This window comes from Buttiauxella sp. BIGb0552, assembly GCF_004366275.1.
Lineage (GTDB): Bacteria > Pseudomonadota > Gammaproteobacteria > Enterobacterales > Enterobacteriaceae > Buttiauxella > Buttiauxella gaviniae.
In genome coordinates this window covers 107826-127667 of sequence record NZ_SODY01000005.1, presented here as the reverse complement: position 1 = coordinate 127667, position 19842 = coordinate 107826, and the positions used below count along the sequence as shown (strand labels likewise).

At 49.5% G+C, this 19842-nt stretch carries 17 protein-coding genes; 15 read left to right on the top strand and 2 right to left on the bottom strand.

Annotation, left to right across the window (positions count from 1 at the left end; translation table 11 throughout):
* Nucleotides 1-164: 164 nt before the first annotated feature.
* Nucleotides 165-836, bottom strand: a complete 672-nt coding sequence (locus EDF88_RS15770) for an oligogalacturonate-specific porin KdgM family protein (protein WP_134185750.1) — start codon at nucleotides 834-836, stop codon at nucleotides 165-167.
* 485 nt (nucleotides 837-1321) lie between these two features.
* On the opposite strand from EDF88_RS15770, the gene rhaB reads away from it, so the two are divergent.
* From rhaB to EDF88_RS15710, 12 genes are all read left to right on the top strand, one after another.
* The gene (gene rhaB / locus EDF88_RS15765; RefSeq protein WP_134185749.1) at nucleotides 1322-2794 is read left to right on the top strand and encodes a rhamnulokinase; all 1473 of its coding nucleotides are present in this window, start codon (nucleotides 1322-1324) and stop codon (nucleotides 2792-2794) included.
* Complete coding sequence (gene rhaA / locus EDF88_RS15760) at nucleotides 2791-4050, top strand: L-rhamnose isomerase (protein WP_134185748.1); 1260 nt, start codon at nucleotides 2791-2793, stop codon at nucleotides 4048-4050. The genes rhaB and rhaA overlap by 4 nt, the downstream gene beginning before the upstream one ends.
* 99 nt (nucleotides 4051-4149) lie before the next feature.
* The gene (gene rhaD, locus EDF88_RS15755) at nucleotides 4150-4974 is read left to right on the top strand and encodes a rhamnulose-1-phosphate aldolase (protein WP_134185747.1); all 825 of its coding nucleotides are present in this window, start codon (nucleotides 4150-4152) and stop codon (nucleotides 4972-4974) included.
* 83 nt (nucleotides 4975-5057) lie between these two features.
* Nucleotides 5058-6050, top strand: coding sequence for a rhamnose ABC transporter substrate-binding protein (gene rhaS / locus EDF88_RS15750; protein ID WP_134185746.1), 993 nt, complete (start codon nucleotides 5058-5060; stop codon nucleotides 6048-6050).
* Between the two features lie 102 nt (nucleotides 6051-6152).
* Nucleotides 6153-7664: a sugar ABC transporter ATP-binding protein gene (locus EDF88_RS15745; RefSeq protein WP_134185745.1), complete on the top strand. Its 1512-nt coding sequence runs from the start codon at nucleotides 6153-6155 to the stop codon at nucleotides 7662-7664.
* Nucleotides 7664-8671, top strand: coding sequence for an ABC transporter permease (locus EDF88_RS15740; RefSeq protein ID WP_134185744.1), 1008 nt, complete (start codon nucleotides 7664-7666; stop codon nucleotides 8669-8671). Before EDF88_RS15745 ends, EDF88_RS15740 begins: the two co-directional genes overlap by 1 nt.
* Nucleotides 8664-9668, top strand: coding sequence for an ABC transporter permease (locus EDF88_RS15735; protein WP_134185742.1), 1005 nt, complete (start codon nucleotides 8664-8666; stop codon nucleotides 9666-9668). Before EDF88_RS15740 ends, EDF88_RS15735 begins: the two co-directional genes overlap by 8 nt.
* Nucleotides 9669-9720: 52 nt before the next feature.
* Nucleotides 9721-10869, top strand: a complete 1149-nt coding sequence (gene fucO, locus EDF88_RS15730) for a lactaldehyde reductase (protein ID WP_134185740.1) — start codon at nucleotides 9721-9723, stop codon at nucleotides 10867-10869.
* The gene (gene rhaM / locus EDF88_RS15725; protein ID WP_134185738.1) at nucleotides 10866-11180 is read left to right on the top strand and encodes an L-rhamnose mutarotase; all 315 of its coding nucleotides are present in this window, start codon (nucleotides 10866-10868) and stop codon (nucleotides 11178-11180) included. The genes fucO and rhaM overlap by 4 nt, the downstream gene beginning before the upstream one ends.
* 402 nt (nucleotides 11181-11582) lie before the next feature.
* Entirely contained in the window at nucleotides 11583-12896 is a 1314-nt protein-coding gene (locus tag EDF88_RS15720; RefSeq protein ID WP_134185736.1) for a 6-phospho-beta-glucosidase, read from the top strand.
* Between the two features lie 17 nt (nucleotides 12897-12913).
* The gene (locus tag EDF88_RS15715) at nucleotides 12914-14164 is read left to right on the top strand and encodes a PTS transporter subunit EIIC (protein WP_134185734.1); all 1251 of its coding nucleotides are present in this window, start codon (nucleotides 12914-12916) and stop codon (nucleotides 14162-14164) included.
* 33 nt (nucleotides 14165-14197) lie between these two features.
* Nucleotides 14198-14926: a GntR family transcriptional regulator gene (locus tag EDF88_RS15710; RefSeq protein WP_134185732.1), complete on the top strand. Its 729-nt coding sequence runs from the start codon at nucleotides 14198-14200 to the stop codon at nucleotides 14924-14926.
* Nucleotides 14927-14956: 30 nt separating this feature from the next.
* On the opposite strand, the gene EDF88_RS15705 is transcribed toward EDF88_RS15710, so the two are convergent.
* Nucleotides 14957-15922 (bottom strand): chemotaxis protein, encoded by a 966-nt coding sequence (locus EDF88_RS15705; protein WP_134185730.1) that lies wholly within the window; start codon nucleotides 15920-15922, stop codon nucleotides 14957-14959.
* Between the two features lie 165 nt (nucleotides 15923-16087).
* Between EDF88_RS15705 and EDF88_RS15700 the strand changes: the two genes are divergently transcribed.
* From EDF88_RS15700 to EDF88_RS15690, 3 genes are all read left to right on the top strand, one after another.
* On the top strand, nucleotides 16088-17134 hold the full coding sequence (locus EDF88_RS15700) for a LacI family DNA-binding transcriptional regulator (RefSeq protein WP_134185728.1): 1047 nt from the start codon (nucleotides 16088-16090) through the stop codon (nucleotides 17132-17134).
* Nucleotides 17135-17295: 161 nt separating this feature from the next.
* On the top strand, nucleotides 17296-18366 hold the full coding sequence (locus EDF88_RS15695; protein WP_134185726.1) for an SIS domain-containing protein: 1071 nt from the start codon (nucleotides 17296-17298) through the stop codon (nucleotides 18364-18366).
* Between the two features lie 92 nt (nucleotides 18367-18458).
* Nucleotides 18459-19820 carry a PTS transporter subunit EIIC gene (locus EDF88_RS15690; RefSeq protein ID WP_134185724.1) on the top strand — a complete coding sequence of 454 codons (1362 nt, stop codon included), beginning with the start codon at nucleotides 18459-18461 and terminating at the stop codon, nucleotides 19818-19820.
* Nucleotides 19821-19842 lie beyond the last annotated feature (22 nt).

Here is a 19842-nt window from a genome sequence, read left to right as displayed (position 1 = left end):
TTCAAGAAACCAAGGTATTCATTCAAAAATGACTACGAGATCACAGTCGGATCTCTCTACTTTATTACTTGCTCCCCTAATAATGTGTCTTAAATAAATCCGGGTGATTATTGTTTCAACCGGATTTGTTCAATGAATATTCAGGGAATGGTTTTAGGAATTTATTAGAATGTATAGCCAATACCCACTCGGAAACGAGTCTGACGTTCATCACTGGTACTATTCACTGACACATTACCGACTTCAACAAACGGTGACCATTGGCCCACTATATAGGCAGTTCTGAAGTTATATTCGTAGTTATCTTTCTTGCCGTCATACAAATTATACTTATCAGCTTTCTTATAAATACCCTCTAAGGTCCAGTCAAAATTATTCCATTTATATCCTGCCCACGCATCCATACGGTTAATAGTATCGTCATCTCGGGAATCAGACGAACGTCTTACATACTCGAAGCGATAACGCGCGCCTACCCACCAGCTTTCATTTAGCGTCCATGTTGCTCTAAAATAAGGTTTATATACCGAATAACCGTTGCCTGTTTCTAGTACCATTCCTGGCTGCCAGGCGACTGCACCAGTAGTAAACTGGTAGCTCGCGGTATATTCATTACCTTGAACCTCCATATCATTAAAAGCTTTATTGGTATCATCGCCGCCAGATTTTGAAATGGCTTCAATAGCAAAACCAAAACCATTGTTAAATCTATGTGAAATATAAGCACGATCGTAATTCGCTTTACTGTCGTCGAGATACTCATGACGAACATCAACGTAAACAGCTTGGGCACTTGTAGCAACAAGAGGTAATAAAAGAAGCAGAGATTTTTTCATAGCATGTCCATTTACATTAAAAGTATATTTAAAAATAAAGTTAAAGCTTTCTTTGAAAATTTAAATGGAAGGTAAATGTAGAGAAACAATGTTTCAATTAAATTATTTTGTTTTATTTAAAAATGAGATAACAATCAAAAAAACAAAACAAACGAATCGTTTAAAACCTCTCATCATTAAATGAAGAACAAGAAAAATGATTCAGTTTAATATATCCAATAGAGGCTGGGATATGTTTAAGTTATTGATATTAATAATTAAATATACAATGAATTGATAATTTATATACTGCCACATAAAACCATATTCAAATATATGTATTTCTTTTTGGTTTCAAATAACCTCACATATTGCTAATCGTGATGTAACACGCACCCATCTTTGTTTTATTGCCAGCCTTAAGATTTCACTGTCATTCCCGTGAAGGTGGGCCCTGCCAGTAATTCATACACTTTCTGGTAATTGTCGATATAAGGGACACCATCATGACTTTTCGCTACTGTACCGCTGTTGATTTAGGTGCATCGAGCGGGCGCGTAATACTAGTGTGCTACGACCGTGAGCAACGCACACTTACACTTCGCGAAATCCACCGTTTTGTTAATAGCCTTAAAAATGTGGGCGGCGTAGAAACTTGGGACATCGACAGCCTTGAAGCTGAAATTCGCACCGGCCTGCAAAAGGCTTGTGACGAAGGTTTCGCTATCGATAGCGTCGGAATCGACACCTGGGGCGTGGATTACATATTAATTGACCGTGACGGTAATCGTGTTGGGTTGCCCGTTTCCTACCGTGATAACCGCACTGATGGCGTGATGGATAATGCCTTTAAACTGTTAGGCCGTGAAGAGATTTACCGCCGCACCGGTATTCAGTTTCTGCCATTCAACACGCTTTACCAGTTCCGTGCTCTGGCAGAGCAGCATCCTGAACTACTCGACAAAGTCGCACATGCACTGCTAATCCCTGACTATTTTTGCTACCGCCTTACAGGGGTACTTAATTGGGAGTACACCAACGCCACCACGACACAACTGGTCAATATCAGCAGCGATAATTGGGATGAAACTTTGCTGGATTGGGCAGGTATCCCGAAGAAATGGTTCGGAACACCGACTCATCCTGGCAATATTATTGGGCAATGGGTTTGCCGTGAAGGCAACAAAATCCCGGTTGTCAGCGTTGCCACTCACGATACCGCCAGCGCCGTTATTGGTGCCCCACTCAAAGACAAAGATGCAGCTTACCTGTCCTCTGGCACTTGGTCGCTGATGGGTTTTGAGAGCAAAACGCCTTATGCCAATAGCGCAGCACTGGCCGCTAACATAACCAATGAAGGCGGTGCTGAAGGACGCTACCGGGTGCTGAAAAACATTATGGGGATGTGGCTTTTGCAGCGCGTCACCAAAGAGCTGGGCACCACCGATCTGGCGGATCTTATCGATCGCACCCAAAAAACCACAGCCTGTCGTTTTGTGATTAACCCGAACGACGATCGTTTTATTAATCCCGAAAGCATGAGTCGTGAAATTCAGGCTGCGTGCCGTGAAAGTAATCAGCCAGTGCCATTCACCGACCACGAACTCGCCCGCTGTATTTTCGATAGCCTGGCTCTCTTGTATGCCAAAACGTTGGAAGAACTGGCCGCCGTTCGTGGGCGCCGATTTAGCTGCCTGCACATTGTGGGCGGTGGCAGCCAGAACCAGCTTCTCAACCAGCTTTGTGCCGATGCCTGCGGTATTCCGGTACTCGCCGGGCCGGTTGAAGCCTCAACGCTTGGCAACATCGGCTGCCAGTTAATGGCGCTGGACGAAATTAACGACATCGATGAGTTCCGTAAAATTATTGTCGCCAGCTACGAGCTGAAATCTTTTTCCCCACAAACAGATAGCGAAATAGCCCGTTATATCGCGCAGTTTCCGCTGAATATTCAAACACGAAAGGAGTTTTGCGCATGACCACATCTCTTGAAACAGCCTGGGAACTGGCAAAACAGCGCTTTGCTGCTGTCGGTGTTGATGCTGAAGCCGCACTGCAACAGCTTGATCGCCTGCCCGTTTCCATGCATTGCTGGCAGGGCGATGATGTTGCGGGATTTGAAAATCCAGAAGGTGCATTGAGCGGTGGGATTCAGGCAACAGGCAACTATCCGGGCAAAGCCCGCAATGCAGCTGAATTACGCGCTGACCTGGAACGCGCATTAAGCCTGATCCCTGGCCCAAAACGCCTGAATCTGCACGCCATTTATCTGGAATCTGAGCAGCCCGTTGCACGCGATAAAATCAAACCCGAGCACTTTAAAAACTGGGTTGAGTGGGCAAAGGCCAACAAGCTGGGGCTGGACTTTAACCCGTCTTGCTTCTCGCACCCGCTAAGTGCTGACGGTTTTACGCTGTCGCACGCTGACGATGAAGTTCGCCAGTTCTGGATTGACCACGTAAAAGCCAGTCGCAAAGTGTCCGCGTACTTCGGCGAACAACTAGGCACGCCATCGGTCATGAACATCTGGATCCCAGATGGCATGAAAGATATCACCGTTGACCGACTGGCCCCGCGCCAGCGTTTAGTGGCCGCCCTTGATGAAGCGATGAGTGAAAAACTTAACCCGGCACACCATATCGACGCGGTAGAAAGCAAACTGTTTGGTATCGGTGCGGAAAGCTACACCGTGGGCTCCAACGAATTCTATTTCGGTTATGCGACCAGCCGCCAGACCGCACTGTGTCTGGATGCGGGCCACTTCCACCCGACCGAAGTTATCTCCGACAAAATCTCCAGCGCCATGTTGTATGTGCCGCGCCTGCTGCTGCATGTGAGCCGCCCGGTACGCTGGGACAGCGACCACGTCGTGCTGTTGGATGATGAAACTCAAGCGATCGCCAGCGAGATTATTCGCCACGATCTGTTCGACCGCGTGCACATCGGGCTGGATTTCTTCGATGCTTCCATTAACCGCATCGCCGCGTGGGTTATCGGTACCCGCAACATGAAGAAAGCGTTGCTGCGTGCCTTGCTGGAGCCAACCGAAACCCTGCGCCAGCTTGAGCTGGAAGGCGACTACACCGCGCGCCTGGCGTTGCTCGAAGAGCAGAAATCGCTGCCGTGGGCGGCAGTCTGGGAAATGTATTGCCAGCGTAACGACACACCAGTTGATGCCCAGTGGCTGAAAACGGTGCGGACTTATGAAAAAGACGTGCTGAGCCAACGCGGCTAACCACCCTCATCCCAACCTTCTCCTAAGAGGGAGAAGGACAAAATATGATTAATTACCTCTCCCTTTGGGAGAGGTATACACAACAGGAACCACAAGACTATGCAGAACATCCTTAACGCCTGGTTCGTAGAAGGCATGATCAAAGCAACAAGCGATGCCTGGCTGAAAGGCTGGGACGAACGTAACGGCGGCAACATCACCATGCGTCTTGATGAGGCTGATATCACGCCATTCCAGGCTGATTTCCACCCCGCACCGCGTTACATCGCATTAAGCCAGCCGATGCCTGAACTGGCGAATACGCCGTTCATCGTCACCGGTTCCGGCAAATTCTTCCGCAACGTGCAACTCGACCCGGCGGCAAATATTGGCGTGGTGAAAGTGGACAACCGCGGTACGGGCTACCACATTTTGTGGGGGCTGGAAAACGAAGCGGTACCGACATCTGAACTGGCGTCGCATTTCCAGTCACACAGCGTGCGCATCAAAACCACGGGCGGTAAAGATCGCGTCATCATGCATTGCCACGCCACCAACCTGATTGCCCTGACCTATGTGCTGGAAAACAACACGGATGTGATTACCCGTAAATTGTGGGAAGGCAGCACCGAATGTCTGGTGGTGTTCCCGGATGGCGTGGGCATTCTGCCGTGGATGGTGCCGGGCACCGACGAAATTGGCACCGCGACCGCTGGCGAAATGACAAAACATTCGCTGGTGTTGTGGCCGTTCCACGGGGTATTCGGTAGCGGCCCGACGCTTGATGAAGCGTTTGGTCTTATCGATACCGCTGAGAAGTCGGCTGAAGTGCTGGTAAAAGTTATTTCGATGGGTGGCATGAAACAAACCATCTCTCGTGATGAGCTTATCGCGCTCGGCAAACGTTTCGGTGTCACCCCGTTAGCCAGTGCTTTAGAACTGTAAGTCGTAAACATAGGGTGGATTAATCCACCCTATGAAAAAAATAAAAAACACCTGCAAACCCTACATACATCGGAGTACAAGCAATGAAAACTAAATCAATACTAGGTTGTACGCTTACCGTTGTTGCACTCGCTCTGTCCACCTCTGCCCTTGCTGAAGTGAAAATCGCGCTGGTGGCGAAATCCCTCGGCAATGGTTTCTTTGAAGCCGCGAACGTCGGGGCACAAGAAGCCGCCAAAGAGTTGGGCGATGTGAAAGTGATTTATACCGGCCCAACCACGACGACGGCCGAAGCACAAATTGAAGTCCTCAACGGCTTGATCGCTCAAGGTGTTGATGCCATTGCTATTTCTGCCAATGACCCTGACGCACTGGTTCCGGTGCTGAAAAAGGCCATGCAGCGTGGGATTAAAGTGGTTTCCTGGGATTCCGGCGTGGCAAAAGAGGGCCGCCAGATCCACCTTAATCCTTCCAATAACGCATTGATTGGCGAAACCAACGTCAAACTGGCCGCCGACGCCTTAAAAGCCATGAACCTGGAAAAGGGCGACGTCGCGATCCTGAGCGCAACACCCACCTCAACCAACCAGAATATCTGGATTGCTGAGATGAAAAAGGTGCTGCCGAAATATCCTTCCGTGAACCTGGTAACGGTCGCTTATGGCGATGATCTGTCTGATAAAAGCTACCGCGAAACCGTGGGCTTGCTGAAATCCTACCCTGATTTAAAAGTCATTGTTTCGCCGTCATCCGTCGGGATTGTTGCTGCGGCACAAGCGGTGAAAGACCAGGGGAAAATCGGCAAAGTTTATGTGACGGGTCTCGGCCTGCCGTCTGAAATGGCGGGTGCGGTGAAATCTGGTGCCTCGAAAAGTTTTGCCATCTGGAACCCTATCGATCTGGGCTATGCCGCAACCTATCTGGCGGACGATTTAGTGAAAGGGACGGCGACGAAAACCGAGGCCAGCATGGGCAAACTGGGCAAAGTGAAGCTGGATGCCGACGGCAGCGGTGCGATGGCTGAGCCGTTTGTTTACGATGCCAGCAACATCGATAAATTCTCCAAAATCTTCTGATTGGGTATTGGCGGGTGACGCTTTGCTTACTCGCCTTACAAAAGCCAAACGTAGGGTGGATAAGCGTTCGCGCCATCCACCATTTTGGATGGGGAATTGACCATGACACTCACCACACCATTGCTGTCCCTGAAGGGAATAACCAAAGTTTTCCCCGGCGTACGCGCCCTCGAAAACGTTCATCTGGATTTGTGGCCGGGCAAAGTCACGGCGCTGATCGGTGAAAATGGCGCGGGTAAATCCACGCTGGTCAAAGTCATGACCGGGATTTATCAGCCGGAAGAAGGCGAACTGCTTTATAAAGCGATACCGATTACGCTGCCGAACCCGGAAGCGGCGCACAAAGTCGGTATCACAGCGATTCACCAGGAAACGGTGCTGTTCGATGAACTGACCGTCACCGAAAATATTTTCGTCGGCCACTATATTTACCGCGGCTTCTTCAAGAAGCTCGACTGGCCCGCCATGCACCAGCAGGCGCAGGAAATCCTCACTCGCCTCGAAGTGCAAATTAACCCTCGCGCCACGCTCAAAACCCTCAGCATTGCTCAACGCCATATGGTAGCGATTGCCCGCGCGTTATCGTTTGAAGCGCAAGTGGTGATCCTCGATGAACCGACCGCCGCACTTTCCCTGCATGAAATCGTCGAGTTCTATCAAATCGTTGAACGCCTGAAACGCGAAGGCAAAGCGATTCTGTTTATCTCGCACAAGTTCGACGAAATCTTTGCCATCGCCGATCACTACACCATTCTGCGCGACGGCGTGTACATCGGCTCCGGGCAAATCGACGATATCAGCGCAGAACGCATGGTCACCATGATGGTCGGGCGTGAAATCACACACGCCTTCCCGAAAGTGAACTGCGAACCTGGTGACGTGGTGTTAGAGGTGAAAGATCTCTGCCATCCAACCGAGTTTGCCCATATCAACTTCACGCTTCGTAAAGGTGAAATTCTGGGGTTCTACGGCCTGGTCGGTGCCGGGCGTACCGAACTGATGCAGGCGCTTTCAGGGGTTTCGCGTCCATCTCACGGTGAGATTGTGTTAAACGGCCAACTGCTGAAATTCCGCCAGCCTGCAGATGCCATCAAAGCCGGGATTGTCTGCGTGCCGGAAGAGCGCCAGAAGCAGGGCGCGATTATCGAACTGCCGATTTATCAAAACATTAGCCTGCCGCAATTGAGCCGCCTGAACCCACGCGGCGTGTTAAACGAAGCGCGTGAATGGGCGCTGGCGGACGAATATGCCAAACGCTTACAGGTCAAAGCGTTTAGCTGGAAGCAGGCGGTTGAAACGCTTTCCGGCGGCAATCAACAAAAAGTGGTAATCGGCAAATGGCTGGCAACGCAGCCGACGGTAATCATTCTTGATGAACCGACCAAAGGAATCGACATCGGCTCGAAAGCCGCAGTGCACCAGTTTATGTCCGAGCTGGTTGGCCATGGGCTGGCAGTGATTATGGTGTCGTCGGAACTGCCGGAAGTGATGGGCATGGCGGATCGTATTATCGTGATGCACGAAGGGTTGATGGTGGCGCAATATCAGGCGGGCGAGGCGAGCGCGGAGACGATCGTTAGCGCGGCCAGCGGTTCCCACGAGGAGGCGGCATAATGTGGCAATCTCTTCTTAAACATCGTGAATTTCTGCTGGCGGGCGTCATCCTATTGATGGTGCTGGGCATTGGCAGCCGCGTGCCGTCGTTCCTGGCTCCTGGCAACCTGGTTGAGATGTTTAACGACACCTCGATTCTTATCATTCTCGCGCTCGGCCAGATGATGGTGCTGCTGACCAAAGGCATTGATTTGTCGATGGCGGCGAACCTCGCGCTGACCGGCATGATTGTCGCGCTACTTAACTTCCACTATCCGCAAATCCCGGTCTGGGCGTTGCTCTCGCTGGCAACCGTTCTTGGCCTGGTGATGGGCGTGATTAACGGTTTGCTAGTCTGGAAACTTGGCATTCCGGCGATTGTCGTCACCCTCGGCACCATGAGCATTTATCGCGGCATTATCTTTTTGCTGTCAAACGGTGGCTGGATTAACGCCCACCAGATGAGCAACGATTTCCTTGCGCTGCCGCGCGCGGTGGTTTTGGGCATGCCGTTATTGAGCTGGTGTGCGGTCGCCGCTCTGTTGCTGGTGGGTTACTTCTTGCGTTACAGCCGCACCGGGCGGGCGATGTACACCGCGGGCGGCAATGCAACAGCGGCGTATTACACCGGCATCAACGCCGGAAAAATGCAGTTCATCAGCTTTAGTTTGTCGGGCGCGCTGGCGGGATTCTGCGGTTATTTGTGGATTTCTCGATTTGCCGTTGCGTATGTCGACGTAGCTAACGGTTTTGAACTGCAAATCGTCGCAGCCTGTGTCATTGGCGGAATCAGCACCATGGGCGGGATCGGGCGTGTGCTCGGCTGCCTGCTTGGGGCGTTATTCCTTGGCGTTATCAACAATGCGCTGCCGGTGATTGGCGTGTCGCCGTTCTGGCAAATGGCGATATCCGGCGCAGTGATTGTGGTGGCGGTGTTACTCAATGAACGCGGCAACAAACGCAAAGGGCGGCTGATTCTGCGCGACGCAGCGCTGGCGCGACAAACTCCGGGAGTGAGCCATGAATAAGACGCTGATTTCTGAATCTGTTCCACCGCAGGCCGCGACAGCTCCATTATTGCGCCGCTTGCTGTGCTGGGAATCATTTTTACTGGCGGTGACACTGGCGGTATTTGTGGTGAACGCACTGGCCTCGCCGTATTTCCTCAATATCTGGAACCTGTCGGACGCCACCTTCAACTTCACCGAAAAAGCGATCATCGTGTTGCCGATGGCGATGTTGATTATCGCCCGTGAAATTGACCTGTCCGTTGCCTCAACTATTGCGCTCAGTTCAACGACGATGGGCTTTTGTGCGCAAGCAGGAGTCGATACCGCAGGCTTGGTCTGTATCGGGCTTGGCGTCGGGCTGCTGTGCGGTTTGTTCAATGGCCTGCTGGTCACACGCTTTAACCTTTCGTCGATTGTGATCACCATCGGCACCATGAGTTTGTATCGCGGCATTACCTACATTTTGCTCGGCGACCAGGCACTGAATCACTACCCGGAAAGTTTCGCCTGGCTTGGGCAGGGTTACGTCTGGGGAGCGTTGTCGTTCGAGTTTGCCCTGTTCATGGTGTTGGCGGCGGTGTTCGCCTTCTTGCTGCACAAAACCAACTTTGGCCGCCGGACGTACGCCATCGGTAATAACCCGACTGGCGCGTGGTATTCCGGCATTAACGTGAAGCGCCACAACCTGATGTTGTTTGTGCTGGTGGGCGTGATGGCGGGACTGGCGTCGGTTTTACTGACCTCACGTCTTGGCAGCACGCGCCCGACGATTGCGATGGGTTGGGAGCTGAGCGTGGTGACGATGGCGGTGCTGGGCGGTGTCAATATTCTTGGCGGCTCCGGCAGCATGGCGGGCGTGATTATCGCCGCATTCCTGATGGGGCTGGTGACCTTCGGCCTGAGTCTGCTGAATGTGCCGGGCATCGTGATGTCGATTATCGTCGGCGCGATGCTGATCACCGTGATTTCGCTACCGATTATTACCCGGCGCGTTTTAGCACGTCGGCGAGGATGAATACCGAGACGATGGCCGGGTGGCCATCGTCATAATATTAAGGAGAATAGCAATGAGCTTTATGTTGGCCTTACCAAAAATCAGCCTTCACGGCGCGGGTGCCATCGGCGACATGGTGAAATTAATCGCCGCCAAACCCTGGGGAAAAGCGTTAATTATCACCGACGGGCAACTGGTAAAAATGGGCCTGCTCGACAGCCTGTTTAGCGCGCTCGACGAACATCAGCTTTCTTACGAACTGTTCGATGAAGTGTTCCCGAACCCGACAGAAGAACTGGTGCAAAAAGGCTTCGCGGCGTATCAGGCAGGCGACTGTGATTATCTGATTGCTTTCGGCGGCGGCAGCCCGATTGATACCGCCAAAGCGGTGAAGATCCTCACCGCCAACCCAGGCCCATCAACCGCCTATTCAGGTGTGGGTAAAGTGACTAACCCAGGCGTGCCGCTGGTGGCTATTAACACCACTGCCGGGACTGCGGCTGAGATGACCAGCAATGCGGTCATCACCGATTCCGTGCGCCACGTAAAAGAAGTGATTATCGACACCAATCTGATCCCGGATATTGCTGTGGATGATGCCAGCGTGATGCTCGACATCCCGGCAAGCGTCACTGCTGCAACCGGCATGGACGCGCTGACTCACGCCATCGAAGCCTATGTTTCCGTTGCCGCACACCCGCTGACCGATGCCAACGCGCTGGAGTCTATCCGCCTGATTAGCCAGTGGTTACCAAAAGCGGTCGAAAACGGACACAACCTCGAAGCGCGTGAAATGATGGCTTACGGTCAATATCTGGCGGGTATGGCGTTTAACAGCGCAGGCCTGGGTCTGGTTCATGCATTGGCGCATCAGCCGGGCGCGACGCACAACCTACCGCACGGTGTTTGCAACGCGATTTTACTGCCAGTTATTGAAGCTTTTAACCGCCCGAAAGCCGTTGCACGTTTTGCGAAAGTTGCCGCAGCGATGGGCGTGAATACTCAGGATATGAACGAAGAAGAAGCCAGCTTTGAGGCGATTCTGGCGATTCGTGCGCTTTCTACTCGCGTCGGTATTCCATCTGGCTTTAGCCAGCTTGGAATTCAAACCACAGATATTGAAGGCTGGCTGGATAACGCTTTGGCCGACCCATGCGCAGGGTGTAATCCTCGCCCGGCAACACGTGAGGAAGTGCGCGAGCTTTACCTGGAGGCGTTATGATCCGCAAAGCCTTTGTGATGCAGGTAAACCCGGATGCGCATGAAGAGTATCAACGCCGCCATACGCCGATTTGGCCAGAGCTGGAAGCGGTACTTAAACAGCACGGTGCTCATCACTACGCTATTTATCTTGATGCACAACGCCATCTACTTTTTGCCACGGTAGAGATTGAGTCTGAAACCCGCTGGAATGCTGTCGCACAAACGGAAGTTTGCCAGCGCTGGTGGAAGCATATGAGCGAGATTATGCCGAGTAATGCGGATAACAGCCCGGTGAGTGCTGAGTTAAAAGAAGTGTTTTATTTAGAGTAGGGATACTTTGAGAAAACGAGGGTCACAAAAGTTGATAAATGGATTTTGTAGGGTGAATAAGCGATAGCGTCATCCACCATTTAAGCCGGTCATTGCAGGTGAAAGAGTCGGATGACGCTCCGCTTATCCGACCTACGAAGAAGTTTGTCATCAATCCCTGGGTCACGTTAGTGGCCCTTTTTCTCTTTGCTGGCGATCGCTTGCAACACTTCAATATTCATTCGCTCACCTTCAGCCTCTTTCAGACGGCGGCGGCGCTTGCCCTCACTCTGAACTGTCAAATTATCCTTGATAGTTATAACCCTTCTCTTTATGTGACAAACCTCCAAAGTTCTGCAGTCACGCTGTGATATTTTCTTTCTGCAAACTGGCGTATGCCAGATAAAGTGAAAAGGAAAATTCATGAAGCCATTAAAAGTTGTCACCCTTGGCGGTGGTTCGGGTTACACGCCAGAACTGATAGACGGATTTATTAAACGACACGCCGAACTTCCGGTGAGCGAATACTGGCTGGTGGATATTGAAACCGGCTGTGAAAAGTTGGAGATCGTCGGCAAACTAGCGCAAAGAATGGTGAAAAAAGCGGGTATCGCCATGACGGTGCATCTCACCACCAACCGCCAGCAGGCGCTGAAAGATGCCGATTTTGTTACCACGCAAATTCGCGTCGGCCAGCTTGCGGCACGCATTCAGGATGAAAAAATCCCACTGATTTATGGTGTTCTCGGGCAGGAAACCACCGGGCCAGGCGGGTTTATGAAGGCGCAGCGCACCATTCCGGTATTGCTGGAAATCTGCAAAGAGATGGAAACCCTGTGCCCGGATGCGTGGCTGATTAATTTCACCAATCCCGCCGGAATTGTCACCGAGGCCATTGAAAAGCATAGCAAGATTAAGTCGCTGGGGATTTGCAGCGGCGCAAACAGCATGATGATGGATATCGCGAAAGCTTACGGCGTAGGGCGCGAGGCCATTGATGCCCGCATTATGGGGCTGAACCATTTAATTTTTGCCGACCGTATTACGCTGCATGGCGAAGAAATTACTGCCGACTTTATTGAGAAATTAGCGCAGGGCGTAAGTGATAACAAATTAAAAAATATCCCCGACATCGATCTGCCTGCTGAATTTATCCGCGCGCTGAAGTTCTATCCGCTCTCATATTTAAAGTATTTCTACCTCAATAAAGAGATGGTCGAACACGAACTCGAAGCGTTGCGAAACGGCGGCACGCGTGGCGAGCGTTCACTACAAATCGAAAAAACACTGTTTGATATCTATCGCAACCCGCATCTTTGTGAAAAGCCGCCGGAACTCTCCAGCCGTGGTGGCGCGTATTATTCCGATACCGCCTGCTCGATTATTAGCGCGTTGTATAACAATAAAAAAGAAGTGCATGTCGTTAACACGGTTAATCGCGGCACCACGCCAGATTTGCCTGATGACGCGGTCATTGAAACCAATGCGGTGATCGATAAACAGGGTGCTCGCCCTCTGGCTTACGGGCGTTTGCCGTCGCGCATTCGCGGGCTAATTCAGAGTGTAAAAGCTTTTGAAGAATTAACCATCGAAGCGGCAATGACCGGAGATCGTCACACCGCATTATTGGCGTTGGCGGCGCATCCTCTGGTGCCATCTGTCGAAATCGCCGGGAACATTCTCAAAGACTATTTGGCAGCGAACCGCGATTTTTTACCACAATACACGGATGAATAACGCAAAAGGGATATTCCATGCAAAGCTTCCTGGAAAACAAATTTATTCCCGTTTTAATGAAGATAGGCAATAACGTCATTTTGGTGGCGATACGCAACGGTATCGCTTTCACACTACCGTTTATTATTGCCGGCAGCCTGTTCTTAATTGTCGCTAATTTACCTATTCCCGGCTGGAGTGAATTTCTTGGCCCGTATGCGAACAAACTCAGCGTGCCGGTGCAGGCAACCTTTGGCATCATCGGGTTAATTGCTGCCATTGGTATCAGCTATAACCTGGCGAAGCAGTATCAACTTGATGGCCTGAGCTGTTGCTGTATTACCGTCGCGGTATTTGTTCTCGCGCAGTTGGATGGCGATTATAAAATTAACGTCGATAACTTTGGTGCAGCCGGGCTGTTTTCAGCCATTATCCTGTCGATATTCACGGTTTATACGGTGCGGTTTTTTATCACTCACAAAATCTATATTCGTATGCCAGAAGGTGTCCCGCCCGCCGTGCTGCAATCTTTTATCAGCCTGGTTCCGGCGGTAGTTTGCCTGACGATTGTGTGGTTTGTGCGCGTGATTCTGAATTTCGATATTAATGCATTCTTTTCGCTATTACTCAGCCCGCTGGTCTATGGCCTGGACACGCTGCCGGGAATGTTAGTGTTGGTCGCGCTGATTTCATTATTATGGAGTTGCGGTATTCACGGTACTAACGTGCTTTCGGGGATCACCAGCCCCATCTTTTTAAAATTCATTGCAGAAAATACCCAGGCGTATCTCAGCGGCCAGCCGGTTCCACATATTACCGCCGAAGGGTTTTATAACTTCTTTATTTGCGCGGGGGGATCGGGTGCCACTATGGGCCTGGTGTTAGCAATGTTGTTGTCGAAAAGTCGTTATTACAAATCTATTGGTCGCGTCTCTTTTGGCCCGTCTATTTTCTGCATCAACGAGCCGGTGATATTTGGTGTGCCGATGGTACTCAACCCGATCATGATGTTCCCGCTAATTGTCGCGCCATTAGTCATTTGTACCTGCTCTTATCTGTTGATGGATTTTGGCATTATCGGCAGGCCGGTATTCCAAATTCCCTGGACGATGCCGCCGATTCTTAACGCTTATTTCGCCACGGGCGGGAACATTCCAGCGGCAATTTGGTCTGGCTGTATGGTTATTATTTCAACAATTATCTACTATCCGTTCTTCCGAATAATGGAAGTCAAACAGTTGGCGATTGAAGCTCGGGAAGCGCAGTTATTGGCTGAGGTGGTACACTAACGGCCCGATGATGACGCAAAGATTTGAATCCCTATGGCTGCGCGATATATAGAAATTAAAAACAGTATTCAAAAAGATATCCTCAGCCATCGCTATCAGGTTGGTGAGAAAATCCCCTCGGAAAGAGAGCTGGCCGCGCAGTATGGTGTCACGCGCGTGACGCTGCAAAAAGCAATGCATGTGCTTGAACAAGAGGGATTTATCGAGCGAATCCATGGCAAAGGGATGTTCGTCACGAAAGTGATTGAAGATAACGTCTATATGCTCAACAACGGCACTGGCGATTCTATTTTAGGTTTTTCCCGCGAGTTTGGTCAGCAGGCGAAAATCTCAAGTCGGTTGGTGACGCATAAAATCATTCCCGTACCACAAACGGTGGCGTCGCAACTGGAATTGGATGCACAACAGGATGTCCATTTTATCCGCCGCATCCGTTTCATTGACGACGTGCCAGTGTTGGTTGAAGACTCGTGGATAAACAGCGAAATTATCGCCACCATCCCGCAAGCAGTACTTGAGCAGAAATCACTGTATCAGTACATCGAAGAAGTCACGGGCAAAAAGATTAAGTTTTATAACTCGGTGATTGAAGGTGATTTATTTAATGACGAGTTGGCGGCTTTGCTTTCTATTTCACCCGGCCTGCCGATGCTGAAAGTCTCCGGCGTGACGAAACTTGAAGACGGCAAAGCGTTCAACTTTTCATGTAGCTACAACCGCGCCGACAAATTCAAAATTAAAAATAGCTGGGTGGGGAAGTAAGGTTTTCCCTCGACCTTCCCACCTTTCTATTCAAAGCACCGCGCCATCCAGCGCCTTATGAATCACCTCGGAAAGCTCCTTCACATCGAATTTGGCGACATAACCATTCGCGCCCACTTTGCGCACGTGATCTTCGTTGGCGCTACCTGATAGAGACGAGTGAATCACCACAGGAATCTGCTTTAACACGATATCCGATTTGATATTACGGGTCAGGGTGAAGCCATCCATTTCCGGCATTTCAATATCTGTTAGCACCATACCAATACGATCGGTGATCGGCTGGCCAGCGGCTTTAGCTTCTGCGGCAATCACTTTGATTTTCTCCCACGCTTCAAGCCCCGTGGAATGCATCACCACCGGAATACCCATGCCTTTCAGGCCTTGCTCAAGCATCTGGCGGGCGACTTTTGAATCTTCGGCAACAATCGCGACAGCACCCGGTTTCAGAGGGTTTGTGTTCCCTTCGATGGCCGCCATATCGACTTTGCGCCCGGAAGGAATAATGTCGTAAAGAATCTGTTCAACATCGAGTACCAGCGCCAGCTCGCCTTTGTATTCGTCGCTATTGAGTGAAGCGATACTGGTGATATTGCGGCTACTCACACCAGATTCGGCAGCGTGAACCTGGCTCCAGTCGAGGCGGATAATATTTTCTACCGACTCCACCGCAAATGCCTGCGTGCTACGGGCGTATTCGGTAATTAAAAGAAGATTGAGGCCAGTTTTTGGCGTGCAGCCGGTAACGGCGGGCAGGTCGATAACCGGGATAAATTGGTCACGAATATTTGCCATGCCCAACAGCGGTGACATCATCCCTGCCGCGCGGTTAATTTTCGGCATTGGCACAATTTCGCGCAGTTTAAACACGTTGATGCCATACAGCTCTGATTTTCCACCGTGCTGGCCTTCCCCTAAGCGGAACAACAACAGCTCAAACTTGTTGGATAACGCCAGGTTAGCCCTTTCATCAATATCTTTTTGAAAACTATCCATTTAAACCTCTGGTTGTAACCCGGCGGGTCATCGTTGCCCCGTTCCCTGTTTAAGTTATCGGCAGATGGAATAAAAAGTGCAGTCTGTTTGGATGAAGAAAATCCCCCTTTGCTTCACTCGGCGCGTTGCCCTACTATTAACGCCTTGTAGGGACGAGACAAAAAAATGAAAAAGCCACTAACAATCAAGGATATTGCAGAACTGGCCAATGTATCTATTGCGACAGTTTCCCGTGTTCTGAATAACAACAGCTGGGTGGCGGATAAAACTCGCGCCAGGGTTGAAAAGGTTATTCAGGAGCAGCAATTCAGCCCCAATTTGTTGGCGCGCGGTATGATTTCCAAAAAGACACAGACGCTGGCGATTGTCGTTTCCGATATCAGTAACCCATATTTTGTGATGCTGGTTGCTCAAATCGAAAATGAGAGTTTACGGGCGGGATATAAAGTCACACTCTACGATACTCAATCAGCTAATAAATCCTCATCACAGAGTGAAATTATTCCTGAAGAAAATATTTTTAACTCGATTACTGATAGCCAAATTGATGGAGTTATTATTCTTGGTGGGAATATTGATTATAATAATGTGCCAGACTCTTATTCCCATGAGTTGAAGAAACTTTGTGCGGCCATTCCGGTTATTGTTGTTGGGCGGCAATTAGGCGGTGTAGATTATTCTTGTGTAGAGCGCGATCAGTCTGGGTGTGTTGCACTTGCAACTAATCATCTGATAAGTAAGGGCTATAAAAGCATCGGGTTCATTGGTGGCTCGAAAAGTGTTTATATCACCCAGCAACGTATAGATTCATTTAAAAACACGCTTCAGCAAGCTAATATAATGGTTGACGATAGTCACATTGTATTAAATAACTTCTACTTACAACATGGCTATGAAGCGGTAGATAAGTTGCTCTCGCAAAGTGAAAAATTGCCCGAAGCTATTGTGGCGATTAATGACCATGTGGCAAAAGGTGCAATTCGGGCATTAAAAGATAAAAATATTTCTGTTCCTGAAGATATTGCTATTGTCAGCTGTGAGTATTTCCCCGGTAGTGAATATTTCATTCCACGAATTACCACGGTGAACCATCACAATGAACTCATTGGTAAAACAGTGATGCAAGTTTTAATGACATTACTGAAAGATACGAGTGAATCTGTAGTGCCTGAAAAAATCCAGCTGAGCCTGATACCAGGCGAGTCCTGCTAGCTCTCTCTTAGCATTTCAGTATTTCTGACGGCTCCAAAACCCCCGTACACGATATTTTTTGATCCCCACCACAATTGCTGAAAAGTGGATTGACAACCCCACGCGTGCTCCTCTAGCCTAAAACCTGAAAACGTTTTCAGGTTTTGATTTCAGGAGGGCCAATGAAGCCGACAATGATGACTTACATTCACGAAGAGCAAGCTACACTTTCAGCAATGCTTGATCGTTATCCGCATGATCTACCAGCGATTAAAGGAAAGAGCACGTGGTTGGTTTTAGCTACTGGTTCAAGTATAAACGCCATCAAAAGCGCGAAATACTATGTTGAAAACCTGGCGAACGTGCGCGTTACCGTGGAGGAGCCGTTCCACTTCCAGCACTACGAAAAAATGGATACCGCGACCGATCTGGTGCTTGGCGTATCGCAAAGTGGCGAAAGCACATCCACCATCAATGCGATAAAACACATTCGTAAAAGTTTCCCGGTGGTGACGTACGGTTTAACCAGCAAACTGTTAAGCGAACTGGCGAAAACTGTCGATCACGCCATCGATATTGAAATTGGTGAAGAGCGCGTGGGTTACGTCACTAAAGGTTATGTGGCGACTATTTTTAAATTCATGTTGCTGGGTCTTTATACCGCGCGTTGCAATGGTTTAATCACTGAAACGCAGGAAGCCGAAGAGTTAGTGAAATTAGCCATAGCAGTAAAATCTATCCCACAGATTATTGATACAACTGAAGTCTTTTTCGAAAAATGGAAAGATGAGCTAACTGCCTCCCCAAGATTTACGGCAATTGGCTATGGCCCGAGTGTGGGTGTGATTAAAGAAATGGAAACCAAGTTTGCAGAAACTATTCGCGTTCCATCGCAAGGGGTAGAACTGGAAGCCTTTATGCATGGCCCTTATTTTGAAGTGAACGGCAATCATAGGATGTTTTTCCTCGACACGCCTGGAGAAGCGCGTGAGCGTTTATTACTTCTGAAAGCTTATGAGCAAAAATATACCGATTATATTTACACCGTTAAATTAGGCGAAAGTAGCGATGAAAGAACGCTCGCCATTAATGCTGCGGTAGATATATTTATCGCCCCGTTACTGATGGTTATTCCTTTCCAGATTCTGGCGCACCATATCGCTGAAGCGAAAGGTAATAACTTGCCACAGCGTATTTTTACCGATTTTGGTATTTCTGTTAAGAGTAAAACAAAACCTGGCGATTACGCCTAATTATTCTTTGATTACTAATTTACCCTACAACGTTGCCCGATACTTTTATCGGGTAATAAATACAGCGCAAACCTTGAAACTAAGGAAATACCATGACGACATATAGTCAGCTTGCCCAACAAATAATTAAGCATGTTGGTGAGCCTGGGAATATTGAACATATTACTCATTGCGCAACACGCTTACGTTTTACATTAAAAGATAAAAATAAAGTGAATCCGGAAGCGTTATATGGTCTTCCTGAAGTCGTGAAATTAGTGGATAGCCCGAGTCAATTCCAGATAGTCATTGGCCCGAAAGTCGATCAGGTATGTTCAGCGATTAAAGAGCAGCTCGGTGAACAAACGCCTGTAGCTGAAGAAACAACTGCGCAAGGCTCATGGGCAAGCCGCTTGCTGGCTACACTTTCCGCTATTTTCACGCCTTACATCGGTGTGCTGGCGGGGGTCGGTGTCGTAAAAGGGATTGTGGTATTGCTGCAGACAATGAACCTGGTGGATACGCATTCTTACGTGTTCACCGTGTTTAACGCGCTGTCGAGCGGTGTGTTTGTGATGTTGCCGTTGTTTATTGCAGTTACGGCATCTGAACGTTTTAAAACGAATAAATTTACCGCGCTGGCACTGACTGCGGCGATGATTTTCCCTTTAACCGACCCAAGTGTTCCCGGTGCATTCCATATTATGGGACTTGCGCTGAACGTTAAGATTTATGGTGGCGCGGTTATCCCTGCTGTATTTGCCGTGTTGTTCCTGAGCTATGTGGAACGCTGGCTGAAGAAGATAATCCCGGAGCTGGCTGCATTTGTATTTGTGCCTTGTTTATCGCTCATCATCTGCGGATTTGTGGTGTTCACCTTAATTGGCCCGATTGCGGATTACGTTGGGGTCGGTATTGCTAACGGATATGCATGGCTTTATGACCTCAGCCCGGTCATTTCTGGCGCACTGCTGGCAGGTATCGGCCAGCTGTTTGTGGTGTTCGGTGTGCACTGGGGCATCATCCCGCTGGCGCTAATCAATATTCAGGTTAACGGTTATGACACCATTATGGCGATGTTCATGTCGGCGGTAATGGGGCAGTTTGGCGCGGCATTCGGCGCAATCTTTATTGCCCGCAACCTCAAGGACAAACAGATCGCGATTTCTGCCTCAATTTCTGCCTTCTTCGGTATTACTGAACCGGCGCTGTATGGCGTGAATCTGAAATACAGAATGTTATTTGTGTTCGGTTGTATTGGTGCCGCGTTGGGCGGTGGCATTACCGGTTTGCTGGGCGTTAAAACTTACAGCTTCCTGCCAGTGCTTAATGTGTTCGAGTTAGGTCTCTTCAGCGGCCCAGACTCAAAAATGATTTATGAAGTGTTTGCGATAATCGTCGCATTTACTGTCCCTGCGGTTCTGACAATTATTTATGGTAAGACGCGCAAACTCGTGGCTTCACCTGCTTCTTGATTGCTCCCTAAGCCCTCTGGAA